Source organism: Bordetella flabilis, assembly GCF_001676725.1.
In the GTDB taxonomy this organism is placed as follows: domain Bacteria; phylum Pseudomonadota; class Gammaproteobacteria; order Burkholderiales; family Burkholderiaceae_B; genus Bordetella_C; species Bordetella_C flabilis.
Map to the genome: position 1 here is coordinate 4,550,309 of NZ_CP016172.1, position 19,821 is coordinate 4,570,129.

Below are 19,821 nucleotides of genomic sequence, written 5' to 3' on the forward strand. Positions count from 1 at the left end.
CCAAAACGGCCCGCCCCCACCGCATGACCGCCCCCCCCATCATTTGCCTGACCGGGCCCACGGCCGCCGGCAAGAGCGCCGCCACCCTGGCGCTGGCCGAACGCTGGCCCATCGAAGTGGTCAACGTGGACTCGGCGACCATCTATCGTGGCATGGATATCGGCACCGCCAAGCCCACCACCGCCGAACGCAGCCGCGTCGCCCAGCACCTGCTGGACATCCGGGATCCGGCGCAGTCCTATTCGGCCGCCGAGTTTCGCGCCGATGCACAGCGCCTGGTCGACGACATTCGCAGCCGTGGCCGTATACCGCTGCTGGCCGGCGGAACGATGCTGTATTTCAAGGCGCTGCGAGAAGGACTCGACGACCTGCCGTCCGCCGATCCGGCGCTGCGCGCGTCGCTCGAAGCCCGGGCCGCCCGCATCGGGTGGCCCGCGATGCACGCGGAACTGGCCCGGCTCGATCCCGACACCGCGGCGCGCCTGAAGCCCAACGACAGCCAGCGCGTCCAGCGGGCGCTGGAAGTGTGCATGGTGAGCGGCCGGCCGATGTCCTCATTGCTGCGACAGGCCGCCGCGCAGCGGCCCACCGACACGGACGCGCAGCGCTATGTGACCATCAGCCTGGAGCCCACGGACCGCCTCGCGCTGCACGAGCGCATCGCCAGCCGTTTCGATGCCATGCTGGCGCGGGGACTGGTCGACGAAGTCATGGGCTTGCGCCGGCGCGGCGACCTGCATCCAGGCCTGCCGTCGATACGCTGCGTGGGCTACCGGCAGATCTGGGCGTACCTGGCGGGCGAGACCGATCTGGCCGACGCACGCGCCAGCGGTATCGCGGCAACCCGCCAGCTCGCCAAACGCCAATTGACGTGGCTGCGTGCCCAGCCGCAGCGCCTTGTCGTGGATTGCCTGGCGGCGGATGCCGTCGCACGCGTGATCGACGCATGCGCCGGCGTCCTGCAAGCGCCGGGCGCGACCGGGCCTGGGCCCGGGCTGGCCTGGCCGGCCTAGCGCACCACGGTCTGCGGCGCGTCGCCCTGGCGGGCGACGACCTCGCCGATACGGCTGACAGTTTCACCGTGCTCGCGCAGCGTCGCGGCAACGGCATCCGCCTGGGCGGCGTCGACGACGATCACCATGCCGATACCGCAGTTGAAGACACGATGCATTTCCGCATCGGCCACGCCGCCCTGCTGCTGCAGCCAGCCGAACAGCGCCGGCCACTGCCAGGCATCGCGATGCAAGGTCGCGGCGACGTCATCCTGCAGGATGCGGGGCACGTTCTCGACGAGGCCTCCGCCGGTGATGTGCGCCAGCCCCTTGATGGCGCCGCCATGCGCGGCCAGCGCGGCCAGCACCGGCTTGACGTAGATGCGCGTCGGGGCCATGACGGCATCGACCAGCGGTTGTCCGTGGAAGTCCTGATCGGGACGCGCGCCGGCCCGCTCCAGGATCTTGCGCACCAGCGAATAGCCGTTCGAATGCGCACCGCTGGAGGCCAGGCCCAGGATGGCGTCGCCCGGCCGGATGGACTTGCCATCGATGATGGCGGACTTTTCCACCGCGCCCACGGCGAACCCGGCCAGGTCGTATTCGCCGTCCGGGTACATGCCGGGCATTTCCGCCGTTTCCCCGCCGATGAGGGCGCACCCCGCCAGTTCGCAGCCGCGGGCAATACCGCCGACGACCGCGGCCGCGGTATCGACGGACAGCTTCCCGCAGGCGAAGTAATCCAGGAAGAACAGCGGTTCGGCGCCCTGGACGAGGATATCGTTGACGCTCATGGCCACCAGGTCTATCCCTACGGTATCGTGGCGCTGCCACTCGAAGGCCAGCTTGAGCTTGGTGCCCACGCCGTCCGTGCCGGATACCAGCACGGGTTCGCGGTATTTCCCGGGAACCTCGAACAAGGCGCCGAAGCCGCCTATGCCTGCCAGCACGCCAGGCCGCATGGTGCGGGCCGCCAGCGGCTTGATGCGGTCGACCAGGGCGTCGCCCGCGTCGATATCGACGCCGGCGTCGCGGTAGGTCAACGGGGCGGAAGGTTGATTTGTCATGAGAAAAACCGTGGGGTATGTAAGAATTGCGGGATTTTTTCAGTCAGCCTACCGGATTTTACGATGAGCCCACCATTTCTTCGCCGCGCGGCCGGAAGACGGCCCCGCCGCCCCGTGCCAGCCCTGCGGCGGACGGACGGCCGGGCCCTGTCCTGCCCATGAATCGCCAGCTGTTGCTAGACGTGCTTCCCGCGCCCGCGCCTACGCTGGGCAACTACATCGCCGGGCCCAATGGGCAGGCGTTGGAAGCGGCGCGCCAGATGGCTCCCGGCCGGGCGCTATACCTGTGGGGCCCTTCCGGGTGCGGTCGCAGCCACCTGCTGCACGCCATCGCGCACCAGCACGGCGGCCGCTACGTCGGCGCACAGGCCGCGCATGCGGAGTTGGCCACGCTGGCGCAGACGGCGCCGACCGACCCCATGCCGGCCATCGTGGCCGTGGACGACCTGCACCGCATGGACGAGGCGGGACAGGCGGCGCTGTTTGCCTTGTACAATCGCTGGCGCGAGTCCGCGGCGACGGGCCATGCCTTCGCCCTCGCCGTCGCGGGAGACCGCGCGCCGCTGGCGATGCCGCTGCGCGAGGACCTTCGGACCCGGCTGGGCTGGGACCTGGTCTTCCGGCTCGATCCACTGTCGGATGACGACAAACTGGCCGCGCTGGCCGCGCAGGCGACCGAACGAGGCCTGCAGCTGGCGCCGGAAGTCATCAGCTGGATGCTCACCCATTACGTGCGCGACATGGGCCGCCTGTCCGCCCTGCTGGATGCGCTGGATCGCTATTCCCTGGCCACCCGCCGGCCCCTGACCATTCCGCTGCTGCGTACCATGCTGGCGGACCCGGATACCCCTACGTCATGACTGCCGCACGCCTTGCCCTCTTCGATCTCGACCACACCTTGCTGCCCCTGGACAGCGATTACCAGTGGGCGGATTTCCTGGCCCGCACGGGCCGCGCGGGCGACCCCGACGAAGCGCGGGCCCGCAACGAAGACCTGATGGCGCGCTACAACCGCGGCGAGCTCACCGCGGAGCAGTCGGCCGAATTCATGCTGGGATTGCTGGCCGCGCATACCCCCTTCGACCTGGCGGCCTGGCACGAGGAATACATGGCGGAGGTGATCCGTCCGTCGATCAGCCTGGCGGCCGTGCGCCTGGTGCAGGACCACCTGCATGCCGGCGACCTGTGCGCCGTGGTCACGGCCACCAACCATTTCGTCACCGCGCCCATCGCCCGCGCCTTCGGCGTGCCGCACCTGATCGCCACCGTGCCCGAATACGTGGCGGGCCGCTATACCGGACGCATCGCCGGCACACCCAGCTTCAAGGAAGGCAAGGTCGTACGCGTGCACGAATGGCTGCGCGATATGGGCCTGGACCTTGCGGATTTCTCCGAAACGTTCTTTTATAGCGACTCGATCAACGACGTGCCGCTGCTCGATGTGGTCTCCCGGCCCGTCGCCACCAATCCCAGTCCCGCGCTGCGCGACATCGCGCAAACGCGCGGATGGCAAGTGCTGGAGCTGTTTGCCCACATGGAAGATGCGAAGTCCTGAATTCGATGATCACCGAAACCATAAAAAAATTCGTCGCCCGGTTGTTCCCGGCGCGCGGCCCGCAGCGCATCTCCCAGGATCGCCACGGCATTGATCGCCGCAACGTTTCGCGGCACGCCATCAAAGTCTGCGAAGTCCTGCGCCAGGCGGGCTACGACGCCTATATCGTCGGCGGCGCCGTACGCGACCTGATCGTCGGCATCGAGCCCAAGGACTTCGACGTCGCCACCAACGCCACGCCCGAGGAAATCCGCCCGCTGTTCCGGCGCGCGCGCATCATCGGCCGGCGCTTCCAGCTGGTGCACGTGGTCTTCGGTCAGGAGATCATCGAGACGTCCACCTTCCGCGCCCCGGCCAGCGGCGGACAGGAAACGGATGAACACGGGCGCATCCTGCGCGACAACGTCTTCGGCAGCCACGAAGAAGACGCGGCGCGGCGCGATTTCACGATGAACGCCCTGTACTACGATCCGCTGACGGAAGTAGTCATCGACTACCACAATGGGGTGGCCGACCTGAAGAAGCGCGTCGTGCGGATGATCGGCGATCCGGCGCAACGCTATCGCGAGGACCCGGTGCGCATGCTGCGCGCGGTCCGCTTCGCGGCCAAGCTGAACGGCACCATCGACCCCGACACGCGCGCGCCGATCAGCGCCATGGCGAGCCTGATCGAGAACGTTCCGGCTTCGCGCCTGTTCGACGAAATGTTGAAGCTGTTGACCTGCGGCCATGCCATGGACTGCCTGCGCCAACTGCGTGCGCAAGGGCTGCATCACGGGGTACTGCCCTTGCTGGATGTGGTGCTGGAGCAGCCGCAGGGCGAGCATTTCGTGGAACTGGCCCTGGAGCGCACCGATGCCCGCGTACGGGCGGGCAAGACCATCAGCCCCAGCTTCCTGTTCGCCGCGCTGCTGTGGCAACAGGTGGAAGTGCGCTGGCGCGACCTCTGCAAGCAGGGTGAACAGCCGATTCCCGCATTGATCCAGGCCGCCGATTCGGTGCTGGACGAGCAGACGGAAAAGCTGGCCATCCAGCGTCGGTTCTCCGCCGACATGCGGGAAATCTGGTTCATGCAGCCTCGCTTCGAGCGGCGCGCCGGCAAAACGATCTATCGGATGTTGGAACAGCCGCGCTTCCGGGCGGCCTGCGACTTCCTGCAACTGCGCGCCGCGGCCGGCGAATTCGACAGCGTACTGGCGCAGTGGTGGATGGACCTGGCCAACGGCGACGAAATCGCCCGCGCGCAGATGATCGACGAAGCCTCGCGCGCGCCGCGTCCCAAGGGCGAGGACGCCCCGCCGCGCCGACGGCGCTCGCGCCGCCGTCCCAATCCGGCCACCGTGGCGCCGGGCGGCGACGAGTAGGCCGCGGGCCGGCCACCCCAGGCAGCCAGCAACAGGCAACAGGCAATAGACCGACAGGCAGGATATCGCGCCATGGCCACCGACACCGTCTCCACGTCCGTGCCGCCCGTCCTTGCCGTGGCGTACGTCGGCCTGGGCGCGAACCTGGGCGATAGCGCGGCGACCTTGCGCGCCGCGCTGCGCGAACTGGCGGCGGTCCCGGGCATCACGGCCTGCGTGGCGTCGCCGTTCTATCGTTCGGCTCCCGTGCAGGCCAGCGGCCCGGATTTCGTCAATGCGGTCGCGCGCGTGCAGACCCTCCTGCCGCCCCTGGCCGTCCTGGACGCGCTGCAAACGATCGAGCACCGGCATGGCCGCGACCGGCCTCACCGCAACGCGCCACGCACGCTCGATCTGGACCTGCTGTTGTACGGCGACCTGCGCCTGGACACAGCGCGACTGACGCTGCCGCACCCGCGCATGGCGGAACGCGCATTCGTGCTGATGCCGCTGCGCGACCTGGAGCCCGGCTTGCGGCTCGACGGCGCGACCCTGCAGGGGCTGCTCGCCCGCTGCGGCGACCAGGCCATCGCGCGGCTCGACGACGACTGAGTACACGACCGCGCCGCGGTATGCGCCCCGAATACGCGCCGCATGCCCTACAGCGCACGTCGCACGGCGAACCTGAGGCCGTTCACCTCACGCAGCGCGCCTCACGCAGCGCACGCCCACATGACGCACCGCGCGCCGCACGCCGCCGGGTTCACCCGCCGCGGCGTGCAGCCCGTTCCGGAGCCTCAGGCCACCGCGACCGGGATCTTGCCGATCCTGGCTTGCCACTCGCGCGGACCCGTGGTGTGCACGGAGGTGCCCTGGGCATCCACCGCCACCGTCACGGGCATGTCCTTCACCTCGAACTCGTAGATGGCTTCCATGCCCAGGTCCGCAAAGGCCAGTACCTTGGCGGCGCGTATGGCCTTGGACACGAGGTAGGCCGCGCCGCCGACCGCCATCAGGTATGCCGATTGGTGCTTGCGGATCGCCTCGATCGCGACCGGGCCGCGCTCGGACTTGCCGATCATGGCGATCAGGCCCGTCTTGTCCAGCATCATGTCGGTGAACTTGTCCATGCGGGTGGAAGTCGTGGGGCCGGCGGGGCCGACCACCTCGTCGCGCACGGGATCCACGGGACCCACGTAGTAGATGACGCGATTGGCGAAGTCCACGGGCAGCGGTTCACCCTTGGCCAGCATGTCCTGGATGCGCTTGTGCGCGGCATCGCGGCCGGTCAGCATCTTGCCCGACAGCAGCAGGGTCTGGCCCGGCTTCCAGCTGGCGACTTCTTCCTTGGTCAAGGTGTCGAGATCCACCTGCTTCGACTTGTTGTAGTCCGGCGCCCAACGGACCTCCGGCCATTCCGACAAGGCCGGAGGCGTCAGCTGCGCGGGACCGCTGCCATCCAGTTCGAAATGTGCATGGCGCGTGGCCGCGCAATTGGGGATCATCGCCACGGGCAGCGATGCCGCATGGGTGGGGAAGGTGGCGATCTTGATGTCCAGCACGGTCGTCAGGCCGCCCAGCCCTTGGGCGCCGATACCCAGTGCGTTGACCTTTTCGTACAGCTCGATGCGCAGTTCTTCCAGCTTGTTCTGCGGACCGCGCTGCAGCAGCTCGTACATGTCGATGTCGTCCATGAGCGACTGCTTGGCCATCAGCATGGCCTTTTCCGCGGTGCCGCCGACGCCGATGCCCAGCATGCCGGGCGGGCACCAGCCCGCCCCCATGGTCGGCACGGTCTTCAGCACCCAGTCGACCAGCGAATCGCTGGGATTGAGCATGGCGAACTTGGATTTGTTCTCGGAGCCGCCGCCCTTGGAAGCCAGTTGCACGTCGATCCTGTCGCCGGGCACCAGCTCCACATTCACGATACAGGGCGTGTTGTCCTTGGTGTTGCGACGCGCGAACAGCGGGTCGGCCAGCACCGAGGCGCGCAGCGGGTTGTCGGCGTTCAGATACCCGCGCCGCACGCCTTCGTCACAGAGCTCCTGCAGGCTGCGTGCGCTGTCGAAGCGCACGTTCATGCCGATCTTCAGGAACACATTGACGATCCCGGTGTCCTGGCACAGCGGGCGCTTGCCTTCCGCGCACATCCGGGAATTGGTCAGTATCTGCGCGATGGCATCGCGCGCGGCCGGGCTTTCCTCGCGCTCGTAGGCGCGCGCCAGGTGGCGGATGTAGTCCACCGGATGGTAATAGCTGATGAACTGGATGCCATCCGCGATGGACTGGATGAAATCTTCTTCCTTGATGATGACGGTCATGACGAGCTTGCGGTAAGGGGTGGACGATGGCGGCCGGCGGGATGTCGGCGGGCGAAGTATAGGCGGGCCCGGCTATTTTCCCTGCCAGACCGGCTTGCGCTTTTCCGCGAAGGCGGTGGCGCCTTCCTTGGCGTCGGCGGACGTGAAGATGTGGGCGATCAACGGCCGCTGGCGGTCGAACATGCCGTCCTGCTCCCAGTCCACCGCCTGCGCGACCACGCTCTTGGCCGTCTGGACCGCCAACGGGCCGTTCTCCACGATGGCGCGCGCCAGCGCCATCGCGCCTTCCAGGGCCTGGCCCGGTTCGGCCAGGCGGTTGACCAGCCCATAGGCATGGGCGCGCTCGGCCGTCAGCATATCGCCCGTCAGGATGACTTCCATGGCAATGTGGTACGGCAGGCGGCGCGGCAGGCGCAGCATGCCACCGGAGCCCGCCACCAGCCCGCGCTTGACCTCGGGCAAGCCGAAGTTGGCATTGCGGGCCGCGACGATCAGGTCGCAGGCCAGCGCCATTTCGCAGCCCCCGGCCAGGGCATACCCTTCCACCGCGGCGATCAGCGGCTTTTTGGGCGGCGCTTCGTTCAGCCCGGCAAAGCCGCGGCCCGGGATCAGCGGACGTTGGCCGCTCTGCGCGAAGGCCTTCAGGTCCATGCCGGAGGAAAACGTATTGTTGGCGCCGGTCAGGATGCCGATACGGGCGGCCGGATTGTTGTCCAGCTCATCCAGCGCCGCGGCCATGGCCTGCGCGGTCTCCAGGTTGATCGCATTGCGGGCGTCGGGACGGTTGATGGTGATGGTCTGGATGCCGTCGACGAGTTCAACCTTGATGAGGTCGGCCATGGTCTGTGTCCTTTCACGTTGGAGGAAGCCGGGCGCGCGGCATGGAGGCCGGCGCGGACCGCGGGAAGATGGAATGATACGTCCAACGACGCGGCGTTTCCCCGGCAGCCGGCACCCCAGTTAAAATGCCCGGTTTCCCATCGGCACGCCCTACGGGCGGTTCCCCCTGCACCCATATGCTTACCTTTCAGCAAATCATCCTAAAACTCCAGGAATACTGGGATAAGCAGGGCTGCACGCTGTTGCAGCCCTACGATATGGAAGTCGGCGCGGGAACCTCGCATACCGCCACCTTCCTGCGCGCCATCGGCCCGGAGCCCTGGCGGGCCGCCTATGTGCAGCCGTCGCGCCGCCCCAAGGATGGCCGCTATGGCGAAAACCCCAACCGTATGCAGCACTACTACCAATACCAGGTGGTGCTGAAACCCGCGCCGCCGGAAATCCTGGACTTGTATATCGGCTCGCTGAAGGCGCTGGGCATCGATCCCACGCAGCATGACATCCGTTTCGTCGAGGACGACTGGGAGAACCCCACGCTGGGCGCCTGGGGCCTGGGCTGGGAGGTCTGGCTCAATGGCATGGAAGTCACGCAGTTCACGTACTTCCAGCAGGTGGGCGGGCTGAATTGCACGCCCACCACCGGCGAGATCACCTACGGGCTGGAGCGCCTGGCCATGTACCTGCAGGACGTGCAGAGCGTGTACGACCTGGTGTGGACGGTGGGCCGCGACGGCCGGCCGGTCAAGTACGGCGACGTCTTCCACCAGAACGAGGTGGAGCAATCCACCTACAACTTCGAATATTCCTCGGCCGACATGCTGTTCGCGCATTTCAACGACTACGAATCCGAGGCCAAGCGCCTGATGGACGTGCCGCTGGCCCTGCCGGCCTACGAAGCGGTGCTCAAGGCCGCCCATACCTTCAACCTGCTGGACGCGCGCGGCGCGATCAGCGTGACCGAGCGCGCCACCTATATCGGCCGCATCCGCAATCTGTCGCGCGCCATCGCGCAGGCCTACTACGAGTCGCGCGAACGGCTGGGCTTTCCCATGCTGGCCGGCCAGTCCGCCGCGGAGGCCGTGCAATGACCGACGCCATCCGCCCCCTGCTGCTCGAACTGCTGACCGAGGAGTTGCCGCCCAAGGCCCTGCGCCGCCTGGGCGAGGCCTTTGCCGAAGCCATCCGGCTGTCCCTGGACGCGAACGGCCTGCTGGCGCCGGATTGCCGTATGCAGCCCTACGCCACCCCGCGCCGGCTGGCGGTGCACCTGTCGGCGGTGCGCGCCCAGGCGCCGGACCAGCACTATGCCGAAAAGCTGATGCCGGTAAAGGTGGGCCTGGACGGCGAAGGCCGCCCCACCCCGGCACTGATCAAGAAGCTCGCCGCCAAGGGCCTGGATACGATTGATGTCGCGGCGCTGGCGCGTGAGTCGGACGGCAAGCAGGAATACCTGGTGGCTCGCGGCACCGCCCCGGGCGCCAGCCTGGCCGCCGGACTGAAGCAAGCCTTGGATGCGGCCATCGATGGCCTGCCGATTCCCAAGGTCATGAGCTACCAGCTGGCCGACGGCGTCACGACGGTGAAATTCGTGCGCCCGGCGCATGGGCTGGTTGCGCTGTTCGGCGCCGATGTCGTCGATATCGCCGCGCTGGGCCTGTCCGCGGGTCGCGGCACCCTGGGTCACCGCTTCATGAGCCCCGCGCCCATCGCCTTGCGCGACGCCGATAGCTACGTCGACCAACTGGCCGAAAGCGGACGCGTGATCGCCTCGTTCGACGCGCGCCGCGCCGATATCGCCGCGCAGTTGCAGGCGCACGCCGAACGCCTGGGCGCCACCCTGGGCGACGATCCGGAAGTGCCCGCCCTCCTGGATGAGGTGACCGCGCTGGTCGAGCACCCGACGGTCTACATCGGCGAGTTCGAACCCCGCTTCCTGGAGGTGCCGCAGGAATGCCTGATCCTGACGATGCGGCTGAACCAGAAGTATTTCCCGCTGTTCGCGCCGGGCACGGGCAAGCTGACGCACCGCTTCCTTATCGTCAGCAATATGCACGTGGCCGATCCGGCCAACATCGTGGAAGGCAACCAGCGCGTGGTGCGTCCACGCCTGGCCGACGCGCAATTCTTCTTCGAGACCGACCGCAAGACCCCGCTGGCCGCGCGCGTCGAGCAGCTCGGCACCATCGTGTATCACAACAAGCTGGGCACGCAGTTGCAGCGCGTCGAGCGCGTGCGGGCGGTGGCGCGTGGCGTCGCGCAGGCGCTCGGCGCCGATCCGCGGGCAGCGGACCGCGCCGCCCTGCTGGCCAAGGCCGATCTGGGCACGCAGATGGTGGGCGAGTTCCCCGAACTGCAAGGCATCATGGGCGCGTACTACGCGCAAGCCGATGGCGAAGGCGCGGACGTGGTGCTGGCGCTGCGCGATCAATACCGCAACCGCCTGGACACCGCCGTCGACGCTGCCGCGCTGACGGCGGCGGTCCTGTTCATCGCCGAACGTGCGGAAACGCTGGTCGGAATCTGGAGCATAGGGCTGGCCCCCACGGGCGAACGCGATCCTTACGGGCTGCGCCGCGCCGCGCTGGGCGTGATCAGCGCTTTCGAACAACTGGCGGCCGGCGGCTGGCTGCAACCGAGCGAGAACGGTCCCCTGACCCTGGAGGGCCTGCTGCGCCTGGCCGCCGACAGCTTCGGGCCGGGGCAGATCGCCGACAACGTCCTGGCCGAGGTGCAGGCCTTCGTCTACGAACGCTATCGCAACCAATTGGCGGCGGAGTTCGAACGCAACGCCGTGGATGCCGTTATCGCCCTGAGCCCGCCCCTGCACCAGGTGGCGCCACGCGTGCGCGCCGTCACGGCCTTCGGCGCGCTGCCCGAGGCGGCCAGCCTGGCCGCGGCCAACAAACGGGTCGGCAACCTGCTGAAGAAAACCGAAGGGGAGATAGGTGCGGTGCAGGCCGAACGCCTGTTCGAACCCGCCGAACGCGCACTGGCGCAGACCATCGCAACACTGAGCCCGCGCGCCCAGTCGCAGTTCGAGGCGGGCGACTTCGCCGGCAGCCTCAGCACCCTGGCACAGGCCCGCGAACCGGTGGACGCTTTCTTCGCCGACGTCATGGTCATGGCCGACGACCCGGCGGTCCGCGCCAACCGGCTGGCCCTGCTGGCCGAACTCCATGGCCTGATGAACAAGGTCGCCGACATTTCCAGGTTGGCCCAGTGAAACTGATCATCCTCGACCGCGATGGCGTCATTAATCACGAAAGCGATGCTTTCGTGAAGACGCCGGATGAATGGATCGCGCTGCCTGGCTCGATGCGGGCCATCGCGCGCCTGCACCAGGCGGGCTGGACGGTCGTCGTGGCATCCAACCAGTCGGGACTGGGGCGGCGCCTGTTCGACATGAACACCCTGACGACGATCCACGCCAAGATGCGGCGGGAAGTCGCGCAGGCAGGCGGGGCCATCCATGCCATCTTCATTTGCCCGCACCTGCCGGAAGACCATTGCGCCTGCCGCAAGCCGCTGCCCGGCATGTACCAGCAGATCGCCGAACGCTATGACGTGGATCTGCGAGGCGTGCCGGCGGTGGGTGATTCGCTGCGCGATCTGCAAGCCTGCGCAGCCATGGGCTGCGCGCCATGGCTGGTGAAGACGGGCAACGGGCTCAAGACCCTGGCCCAAGGCGAACTGCCGGCCGGGACACGGATCGTGGATGACCTGGGCGCGGCGGTGGACGCGCTGCTGGAGGAAAGCCCGGCATGAAGCTGCTCCTTGCCTTGCGTTCGCTGCTCTACCTGGTTTTCCTCGCAGTTACTGTCGTCCCCTATGCCCTGGCCTGCCTGATCTGGGCGCCGCTGCCGCTGCATTGGCGCTATCGGCTGACAGTGGGCTGGCCCCGCCTGGCGATCTGGGGCGCCAAGGCGTTCTGCGGCATACGCTGGCAGGTGCGCGGTTGGGAAAACCTCCCGGACGGACCGGCCATCCTGCTGTCCAAGCACCAGTCGGCATGGGAGACTTTGTACTTTCCCGCGCACATGCCGCGCGAAGTGTGCTTCGTCTACAAGCGTGAACTGCATTGGGTGCCGTGCTTCGGCTGGGGCCTGGCGCTGCTGCGCATGATCCCGATCGACCGCAGCCGTGGTCGCGACGCCTTCGAACAGGTCGTGCGCCAGGGCCAGCGCCGCTTGAACGAAGGCCGCTGGCCGCTGCTGTTCCCCGAAGGCACGCGCATCGCGCCGGGCAAGGCCGGCCGCTTCAAGATGGGCGGCGCCCTGCTGGCATCGCGCACCGGCGCCGTGGTGATTCCCATCGCTCACAATGCCGGCGAGTGCTGGCCGCGCAACGCCTTCGTGAAACAGCCGGGCCTGATTACCGTTTCCATCGGGCCCGCGATAGAATCGCAAGGCAAGTCCCCCGACGACCTGAACCGCGAGGTCCAGGCCTGGATCGAAGGCGAGATGCGCCGCCTCAACCCCGAAAGGTATGGCTCGGAATAATCAGCTCGAACTGCTGTTCGACGCCCCGCACGGCGACGCCGGTGGCGGCGCGCCGGAGCCACTTCCCGCGGACCTGGGGGCCGGCGCCCAGCTTCCGGACGCCAAGCCGCCATCCCTTGCCCCCACCACGGAGCGCTTCGACCTCACCCCGACGGGGTCGTCCTTCGTCGTGGCCACGCCCTGTCCGCCGACCCTGCCGCCCAACGGCCGGTGGCGCATCGTCCAGGCGCCGCAACAACCCATCGGCTTCGTACTGCTGCGCTCGCGCCGGCGCACCATCGGTTTCGTCATTACCGACGACGGGCTGCGCGTGACCGCGCCGAACTGGGTCACGCTGCGGCAGATCGACGAGGCCGTGATCGAGAAATCCGGCTGGATACTGGCCAAGCTGCGCGACTGGCACCGGCGCAAGGAGCAATTGGCGCTCTCGCAGACGCAATGGCGCAGCGGCGGCGAATTGCCCTATCTGGGACGGCGCATCGTCCTGGAGCTGGGATCGCGCGAACGGCACGCCGGCTTGTCGGGCGATGCCGATGCCCCATGCGACGGCGACCGCCTGCGCCTGGCCCTGCCCGCCGATGCCGAAGCCCCGCGCATCCGCGATGCGGCCCAGGCGTGGCTGCAACAGCGCGCCGGCGTGTGGTTCGGCGCCCGGCTGGCGCATTTCCTGCAGATCAGCGGCCTGAAGATCCGCCGCTGGCGCCTGTCATCGGCCGCCACCCGCTGGGGGTCCTGCACGAGCGACGGCCATATCATGCTGAACTGGCGGCTGATTCACTTCGCGCCCGCCATCATCGACTATGTGATCGCGCATGAGCTGGCCCATCTGCGCGAGATGAACCACAGCACGAATTTCTGGACGGAGGTCGGGCACATCCTGCCGGACTACCAGCATGCCCGCGATGTCCTGCGGCGCCACGATCCCGCCACGCTGCCGCAATTCTGATTCTTTTCCGGACCCCACCATGCTGCTGCTCATACCGGGCCCAGTCACCACGGCAGACGCCGTCAAGACGGCCCTGGCGCAGGACTATGCACCCTGGGACAACGACTTTCGCGCCATCGTGCGCAAGCTGTGCACCGATATTCGCGACGCGGCCGGGGGCGTACCGGATGTCCACGTGGCGCTACCGCTCTCCGGCTGCGGGCATTTCGCGCTGGAAGCGGCTGTCCGCACCTTCGTGCCGCCGGGCGGCAGGCTGCTGGTGCCGGGGACGGGCGCCTATGCGGACCGCTTGCAGCGCCTGGCGCGCGAGGCGGGGCGCGCCGTCGCCACGATGGAGGTCGGCGTCCGCGACCGCGCGCAGCCGGCCCGGTTGATCGAAGCGCTGCGGCGCGACCCGGACGTCACGCACGTGGGACTCGTGTGCAGCGAAACCGGGAGCGGCATCTGCCACGATGCGCCCGCGCTGGCGCAGGCGGCGCACGACCTCGGACGCCGTGTCATCATCGATGCCGTGTCGGCCTTTGGCGCGCTGCCGCTGGACCTGTCCGCCCTGCCGGCGGTGGATGCCGTCATCCTGACCTCCAACAAGTGCCCGGAAGGACCGCCGGGCGCCAGTTTCGCCGTCTGCCGCGTCGACCGGCTGGAGGCGGCGCGCGGCAATGCCGGCAGTGGGTCGCTGGACCTCGCGGATATCCACGAGCATGGCAAGACCACGCATGGCGGCGCGCGCTTCACCCCGCCCGCACCGACGCTGGCCGCCCTGTCGGTGGCCATGGACCTGCACCGCACGGAGGGCCGTCCGGCGCGCCTGGCCCGCTACACCGCCAACAAGCAAACGCTTTATGATGGGATACGCGCGCTGGGGCTGACACCGTATCTGTACGCGGCCCTGCAAGGACCGATCATCGTCAATGCCGAGCCGCCCGCGCATCCCGGCTGGAACCTGCAGGCCTTTGTCCACGCCCTGAAGCGGCGCGGTTTCATCATCAGCAATTTCTACAACACCAAGCAACCCACGTTCCGCGTCGGCTGCATCGGCGCGATCACTCCCGGCGATATGTCGCGTGCGGTCGATGCCATGGACGATGCCCTGCGTGAACTCGCCATTGCCGCGTGAGCGCGGCTTTCACCCTCGGATCCAAAGGAAAACACCATGCGACTCCTCCATACCATGCTGCGCGTCGGCGACCTGGACCGCTCCATCGACTTCTACACCAACGTGCTGGGCATGCGCCTGCTGCGCCGCAAGGACTATCCCGAAGGCAAGTTCACGCTGGCCTTCGTCGGCTACCAGGACGAGAAAGAAGGCGCGGTGCTGGAGCTCACGCACAACTGGGATACCGATCGCTACGACCTGGGCAACGGCTACGGCCACATTGCCATCGATGTGCCGAACGCCTACGAGGCCTGTGATCGCGTGCGCGAGCGTGGCGGCAAGGTGACCCGGGAAGCCGGACCGATGAAGCACGGCACGACCGTGATCGCCTTCGTCGAAGACCCCGATGGCTACAAGATCGAGTTCATCCAGAAAGGCAGCCAGAACGACTAGCCGGCTGCCGGTTTCCATCACCTCCCGGCCTGGGCCGATACAGCCGGCTCTGCTCGCCCGCCCGGCCCGGGCCGATACAGCCACTGATATAGAATGGTCGGCGATCTCCCGCCGACCGCTTCCGCCATGATCCACGACATCCTGAAAATGGGCGACCCGCGCCTGCTGCGCGTGGCCGAACCCGTGCGCGATTTCGATACGCCGGCGCTGCATGCGCTGGTGCGCGATATGTTCGACACCATGGCGCATGCCGGCGGCGTCGGGCTGGCGGCGCCGCAGATCGGCGTGGACCTGCAGCTGGTGATTTTCGGGTTCGAGCGCAGCGAACGCTATCCCGATGCCGAGGCGGTGCCGCAGACCGTGATATGCAATCCGGTCATCACGCCGCTTTCCAACGAGACCGAAGAGGGATGGGAAGGTTGCCTGTCGGTGCCCGGCCTGCGCGGGCTGGTCCCGCGCTATCGGCATATCCGCTACACCGGCTTCGAGCCATCCGGCGCACCGATCGAGCGCGAAGCCCACGGCTTCCACGCCCGCGTGGCGCAGCACGAATGCGATCACCTCATCGGACGCCTGTATCCCACGCGCATGACCGACCTGACCAAACTCGGCTTTACCGAGGTGCTGTTTCCGGGACTCGATCCCAAGCGCGACGACTAGGCCTGTTCACGCTAGACCATGCTGAACAGACTCTGGCTGGCTTTCTTCCTGGTGGCCGCCGTGGCGGGCGGCTTGCGCTGGCTGGTCGGCGGACAACCCGACGTCTTTGCCGCCATGGTGGCGGCGCTGTTCGACATGGCGCGCCTGTCCGTGGAAATCATGGTGCTGTTGTTCGGCACCTTGACGCTGTGGCTGGGCTTCCTGCGCATCGCGGAACAGGCGGGCCTGGTGCAGGCCCTGGCGCGCGTGCTGGGGCCCTTGTTCGCGCGGCTGATGCCCGAGGTGCCGCGCGGCCATCCCGCCATCGGCCTGATCACCTTGAACTTCGCCGCCAATGCGCTGGGACTGGACAATGCCGCCACGCCCATCGGCCTGCGCGCCATGCGCGAGCTGCAATCGCTGAATCCGCGTCCCGATACGGCCACCAATGCACAGATCCTGTTCCTGGTGCTGAATGCCTCGTCGCTGACGCTGCTGCCGGTCACCATCTTCATGTACCGCGCGCAGCAAGGCGCCAGCGATCCCACCCTGGTGTTCCTGCCCATTCTGCTGGCTACCAGCGTATCGTCGCTGACGGGCCTGCTGGCGGTGGCCTTGTACCAGCGCCTGAAGCTGGGCGACCCCGTGGTACTGGCCTGGCTGGGGAGCGTCGCGCTTTTGCTGGGCGGCTTCGCCGCGCTCCTGGCGACGCTGTCGACCGCGGCCGTCGCTGCGCTGTCATCGCTGCTGGGCAATCTGACGCTGTTCTTGGTGATCATCGCCTTCCTGCTTGCCGGCGCATGGAAGAAGGTACCCGTGTACGAGTCCTTCATCGACGGCGCGCGGCAAGGCTTCGACATCGCGCGCGACCTGCTGCCTTATCTGGTGGCGATGCTGTGCGCGGTAGGCATGCTGCGCGCATCGGGCGCGCTCGATTTCGCGTTGGACGGGATACGCTGGCTGGCGCACATGGCGGGCTGGGATACACGCTTCGTCGATGCGCTGCCCACGGCGCTGGTCAAGCCTTTTTCAGGCAGCGCGGCGCGGGCGATGATGCTCGACACCATGGCGCATTCCGGCGTGGACAGTTTTCCCGCGCTGCTGGCCGCCACCGTGCAAGGCAGCACGGAGACGACCTTCTACGTCCTGGCCGTGTATTTCGGCGCCGTGGGCGTGCGGCGGGCGCGGCACGCGGTCGGGTGCGCCCTGCTGGCCGATGTGGCCGGCGTCCTGGCATCCATCGGCGTCTGCTACTGGTTCTTCGGATAACCGCCGCCGGCGGCGGCGGCGGGCCCGATGGACCGGCCCTACTCCACGGGCAGCAGCTTCATCCCGTTGGTGCCGCCGCTGTCGCGATAGAAGTCGCCCTTGGTCAGGATGACCCAATCGCCCGGCTCGACGCGCCCGCGCTGCTTCAGTTCAGCAATGGCCGCGTTGCTGAGTTCGGCCGGGTCATGCGCCGACGCATCGAAAGGCACGGTATAGACGCCGCGGAACAGCGCCGCGCGGTTCTGCGTGATGGCGTGGCGGCTGTAGCAATAGATCGGCACGCCGGAACGGATGCGGGACATGATCAAGGGCGTGTGCCCGCTTTCCGTCAAGGCGATGATGGCCTTGATGTTGGGGAAATGGTTCGCCGCATACATCGCCGCCAGCGCGATGGTCTCGTCGCAGCGCGAGAAGGTCTCGCCGAGCCGGTGATGCGAGTGCGTGGATGTCGGGTGTTTTTCCGCGCCCAGGCACACGCGGGCCATGGCTTCGACGGCCTCCACCGGGTACTGTCCGGACGCGCTTTCCGCCGACAGCATGACGGCGTCCGTGTAGTCCAGCACCGCGTTGGCCACATCGGAAACTTCCGCGCGGGTAGGCAGGGGACTGGCGATCATGGACTCCATCATCTGCGTCGCCGTGATGACCACTTTGTTCAGGGTCCGGGAGTGCTGGATGATGCGCTTCTGTATGCCGGCGAGCTCGGCGTCGCCCACCTCCACGCCCAGGTCGCCGCGCGCCACCATGACGCCATCGCTGGCGCGGATCAACGCGTCGAGCGCCTCGTCGTCGGCGACGGCTTCGGCCCTTTCGATCTTCGCGATGATCCAGGCGTCGCTGCCGGCGGCGCGCACCAGTTCGCGCGCTTCGTCGATGTCCGAACCATGCCGCGGAAAGGAAACGGCAACGTAGTCGAGCTGCAGCTCGGCCGCGACCTTGATATCGGCGCGATCCTTGTCCGTCAGGCTGGGCGCGGACAATCCGCCTCCGCGCCGGTTGATGCCCTTGTTGTTCGACAACGTGCCGCCCACCGTGACGGTGGTATGCACGGAGTCAATATCCACGCTGTCCACGCGCAACACCACGCGGCCGTCATCGAGCAGCAGCTCATCGCCGGGCCGGCAGTCCTGCACGAGCTCCGGATAGTCGATGCCGACGATCTCCTGGTTCCCCTCGTCGTAGGGATGGCTGTTGGACAGCGTAAAGGTAGCGCCGACTTTCAGGACGACCTTGCCGTCCGTGAAACGGGCAATGCGGATCTTCGGCCCCTGCAGGTCGCCCATCAAGGCGACGAAGCGCCCTTGCCGTGCAGCCGCCTCGCGCACCAGCTGCGCCCGTTGGCGGTGGTCGTCGGGATCGCCATGCGAAAAGTTCAGGCGCGCCACGTCCATGCCGGCGCGCACGAGCGCCTCGATGCGCTCGGGCGACGATGTGGCAGGCCCCAGGGTGGCAACGATTTTGGTGCGACGCAGCACTGCCATGACGATTCCCTCTGGAAGTTGACCAAGCGCCATATGGTACGCCTGCCCGCATGCAATGGTGATGACGCCGCCATGCGGGGCCGGGATGCGGGCGTTATCATGGGCGCCTTGCCAGCCGCGCGGGGCGGCCGGAACGCCACGAGACCCTGATCTTGAAAATCGTCATCGCACCGGACTCTTTCAAGGAAAGCCTTTCCGCGCCCGAAGCGGCCGCGGCCATCGCGCGCGGCGTACAGGCCGCCTGCCCACAGGCCGACATCGTCACCATCCCCATGGCGGACGGCGGCGAAGGCACGGTGGCTGCCGTGCTGGCCGCCACGGGTGGCCAGTGGCGCTCCACGCGCGTCACCGACGCCCTGGGAGAGCCCGTCGACGCGCCATGGGGCTGGCTGGACGACGAAACGGCCGTCATCGAAATGGCCGCCGCGGCGGGACTGGAACAGGTTCCGCAGGAACGGCGCGACCCGCTGCGCGCCACCAGCCGCGGCGTCGGCGAATTGATGCGCGCGGCATTGGATGCCGGCGCCCGCCGCATCATCCTTGGCCTGGGCGGATCGGCGACGAACGACGCGGGCGCCGGCATGCTGTCCGCGCTGGGGCTGCGCATCCTCGACGCCGATGGCGCGGTGGTGGCCGATGGCGGTGCGGCGCTGGCGCAGGCCGTGCGTATCGACGCCAGCGGCCTGGACCCCAGGCTGGCCACGGTGCGCATCGAAGTCGCCTCCGATGTCGATAATCCGCTATGCGGGCCGCACGGCGCGTCCGCCGTCTTCGGCCCGCAAAAGGGCGCGCAGGCCGCGCAGGTGGAACAATTGGACGCGGCGCTCAAGCACTTCGCCGATGTATGCGCACGCACGCTGGGACGCGACGTGCGCGACCGGCCGGGCGCCGGCGCGGCGGGTGGCCTGGGCTTCGCGGCGCATGCATTCCTGAATGCGGTCTTTCGTCCTGGCGTGGCGGTGGTGGCGGAGCTGGGCGGACTTGCCGAGGCCATGCGCGGCGCGGTATTGGCCTTCACCGGCGAGGGCCGGATGGACGAACAGACGCTGCATGGCAAGACGCCCGCCGGCGTGGCGCGCATCGCGCAGGAAGCCGGCGTGCCGGTCGTCGCGCTGGCGGGCTCGCTCGGCGCCGGCTATGCACGGCTGTACGAGGTCGGCATCACGGCGGCATACAGCCTGGCCGCCGGCCCGATGACCTTGGCCCAGGCCTGCGCCAACGCCGCCGATCTGCTGACCGATCGCGCGCGCGACGCAACGCGGCTGTTCATGGCAGGGCGGCGCACGTAGTGTGAGACGGCTGGCGCGGTGAGGAGCTGGC

General features: G+C 68.0%; 19 protein-coding genes. 15 read left to right on the forward strand and 4 right to left on the reverse strand.

The genetic code is table 11. The annotated features are described in order from the left end of the window. Positions 1 to 23 precede the first annotated feature (23 nt). Entirely contained in the window at positions 24 to 1,013 is a 990-nt protein-coding gene (gene miaA / locus BAU07_RS20240) for a tRNA (adenosine(37)-N6)-dimethylallyltransferase MiaA (protein WP_066661608.1), read from the forward strand. On the opposite strand, the gene purM is transcribed toward miaA, so the two are convergent. Then, a complete protein-coding gene (purM, locus tag BAU07_RS20245) occupies positions 1,010 to 2,059 on the reverse strand; it encodes a phosphoribosylformylglycinamidine cyclo-ligase (protein WP_066661616.1) in 1,050 nt (349 codons plus the stop codon). The two genes, miaA and purM, sit on opposite strands and share 4 nt — an antisense overlap. Before the next feature lie 158 nt (positions 2,060 to 2,217). Here purM and hda point away from each other — a divergent pair, with 158 nt between their 5' ends. The 4 genes from hda (at position 2,218) to BAU07_RS20265 (ending at position 5,569) form a co-directional block, all read left to right on the forward strand. Further along, positions 2,218 to 2,919, forward strand: a complete 702-nt coding sequence (gene hda, locus BAU07_RS20250) for a DnaA regulatory inactivator Hda (RefSeq protein ID WP_066661618.1) — start codon at positions 2,218 to 2,220, stop codon at positions 2,917 to 2,919. Beyond that, positions 2,916 to 3,614, forward strand: a complete 699-nt coding sequence (locus tag BAU07_RS20255; RefSeq protein WP_066661620.1) for an HAD family hydrolase — start codon at positions 2,916 to 2,918, stop codon at positions 3,612 to 3,614. Before hda ends, BAU07_RS20255 begins: the two co-directional genes overlap by 4 nt. 5 nt (positions 3,615 to 3,619) lie before the next feature. Beyond that, entirely contained in the window at positions 3,620 to 4,978 is a 1,359-nt protein-coding gene (gene pcnB, locus BAU07_RS20260) for a polynucleotide adenylyltransferase PcnB (RefSeq protein WP_066661626.1), read from the forward strand. 72 nt (positions 4,979 to 5,050) lie between these two features. Then, positions 5,051 to 5,569 (forward strand): 2-amino-4-hydroxy-6-hydroxymethyldihydropteridine diphosphokinase, encoded by a 519-nt coding sequence (locus tag BAU07_RS20265; protein ID WP_066661628.1) that lies wholly within the window; start codon positions 5,051 to 5,053, stop codon positions 5,567 to 5,569. Positions 5,570 to 5,754: 185 nt separating this feature from the next. Here the strand turns inward: BAU07_RS20265 and BAU07_RS20270 are convergent, their stop codons facing one another. Both BAU07_RS20270 and BAU07_RS20275 read right to left on the reverse strand, forming a co-directional pair. Continuing rightward, positions 5,755 to 7,278 carry a fumarate hydratase gene (locus tag BAU07_RS20270; RefSeq protein WP_066661630.1) on the reverse strand — a complete coding sequence of 508 codons (1,524 nt, stop codon included), beginning with the start codon at positions 7,276 to 7,278 and terminating at the stop codon, positions 5,755 to 5,757. Between the two features lie 72 nt (positions 7,279 to 7,350). Then, complete coding sequence (locus tag BAU07_RS20275; RefSeq protein ID WP_066661632.1) at positions 7,351 to 8,118, reverse strand: crotonase/enoyl-CoA hydratase family protein; 768 nt, start codon at positions 8,116 to 8,118, stop codon at positions 7,351 to 7,353. 176 nt (positions 8,119 to 8,294) lie between these two features. Between BAU07_RS20275 and glyQ the strand changes: the two genes are divergently transcribed. The 9 genes from glyQ to BAU07_RS20320 all read left to right on the forward strand — a co-directional run bounded on the left by glyQ (position 8,295) and on the right by BAU07_RS20320 (position 17,020). Next, on the forward strand, positions 8,295 to 9,206 hold the full coding sequence (glyQ, locus tag BAU07_RS20280) for a glycine--tRNA ligase subunit alpha (protein ID WP_066661635.1): 912 nt from the start codon (positions 8,295 to 8,297) through the stop codon (positions 9,204 to 9,206). Continuing rightward, positions 9,203 to 11,341, forward strand: a complete 2,139-nt coding sequence (gene glyS, locus BAU07_RS20285) for a glycine--tRNA ligase subunit beta (RefSeq protein ID WP_066661638.1) — start codon at positions 9,203 to 9,205, stop codon at positions 11,339 to 11,341. The genes glyQ and glyS overlap by 4 nt, the downstream gene beginning before the upstream one ends. Then, a complete protein-coding gene (gene gmhB, locus BAU07_RS20290) occupies positions 11,338 to 11,883 on the forward strand; it encodes a D-glycero-beta-D-manno-heptose 1,7-bisphosphate 7-phosphatase (protein ID WP_066661641.1) in 546 nt (181 codons plus the stop codon). Before glyS ends, gmhB begins: the two co-directional genes overlap by 4 nt. Next, positions 11,880 to 12,617 carry a lysophospholipid acyltransferase family protein gene (locus tag BAU07_RS20295; protein WP_066661643.1) on the forward strand — a complete coding sequence of 246 codons (738 nt, stop codon included), beginning with the start codon at positions 11,880 to 11,882 and terminating at the stop codon, positions 12,615 to 12,617. Before gmhB ends, BAU07_RS20295 begins: the two co-directional genes overlap by 4 nt. Beyond that, positions 12,604 to 13,563 (forward strand): M48 family metallopeptidase, encoded by a 960-nt coding sequence (locus BAU07_RS20300; RefSeq protein ID WP_084025890.1) that lies wholly within the window; start codon positions 12,604 to 12,606, stop codon positions 13,561 to 13,563. The genes BAU07_RS20295 and BAU07_RS20300 overlap by 14 nt, the downstream gene beginning before the upstream one ends. Positions 13,564 to 13,582: 19 nt before the next feature. Further along, positions 13,583 to 14,680, forward strand: coding sequence for a 2-aminoethylphosphonate--pyruvate transaminase (locus BAU07_RS20305; protein WP_066665585.1), 1,098 nt, complete (start codon positions 13,583 to 13,585; stop codon positions 14,678 to 14,680). A gap of 36 nt (positions 14,681 to 14,716) precedes the next feature. Beyond that, the gene (gloA, locus tag BAU07_RS20310) at positions 14,717 to 15,112 is read left to right on the forward strand and encodes a lactoylglutathione lyase (protein WP_066661645.1); all 396 of its coding nucleotides are present in this window, start codon (positions 14,717 to 14,719) and stop codon (positions 15,110 to 15,112) included. Positions 15,113 to 15,238: 126 nt separating this feature from the next. Further along, positions 15,239 to 15,772 (forward strand): peptide deformylase, encoded by a 534-nt coding sequence (def, locus tag BAU07_RS20315; protein WP_066665586.1) that lies wholly within the window; start codon positions 15,239 to 15,241, stop codon positions 15,770 to 15,772. An 18-nt stretch (positions 15,773 to 15,790) separates the two neighbouring features. Then, complete coding sequence (locus BAU07_RS20320) at positions 15,791 to 17,020, forward strand: nucleoside recognition domain-containing protein (RefSeq protein WP_066661647.1); 1,230 nt, start codon at positions 15,791 to 15,793, stop codon at positions 17,018 to 17,020. Positions 17,021 to 17,058: 38 nt separating this feature from the next. Here the strand turns inward: BAU07_RS20320 and pyk are convergent, their stop codons facing one another. Next, positions 17,059 to 18,501, reverse strand: a complete 1,443-nt coding sequence (gene pyk / locus BAU07_RS20325; RefSeq protein WP_066661651.1) for a pyruvate kinase — start codon at positions 18,499 to 18,501, stop codon at positions 17,059 to 17,061. A 152-nt stretch (positions 18,502 to 18,653) separates the two neighbouring features. Between pyk and BAU07_RS20330 the strand changes: the two genes are divergently transcribed. Continuing rightward, positions 18,654 to 19,790, forward strand: coding sequence for a glycerate kinase (locus BAU07_RS20330; RefSeq protein WP_066661654.1), 1,137 nt, complete (start codon positions 18,654 to 18,656; stop codon positions 19,788 to 19,790). Positions 19,791 to 19,821: the final 31 nt, after the last annotated feature.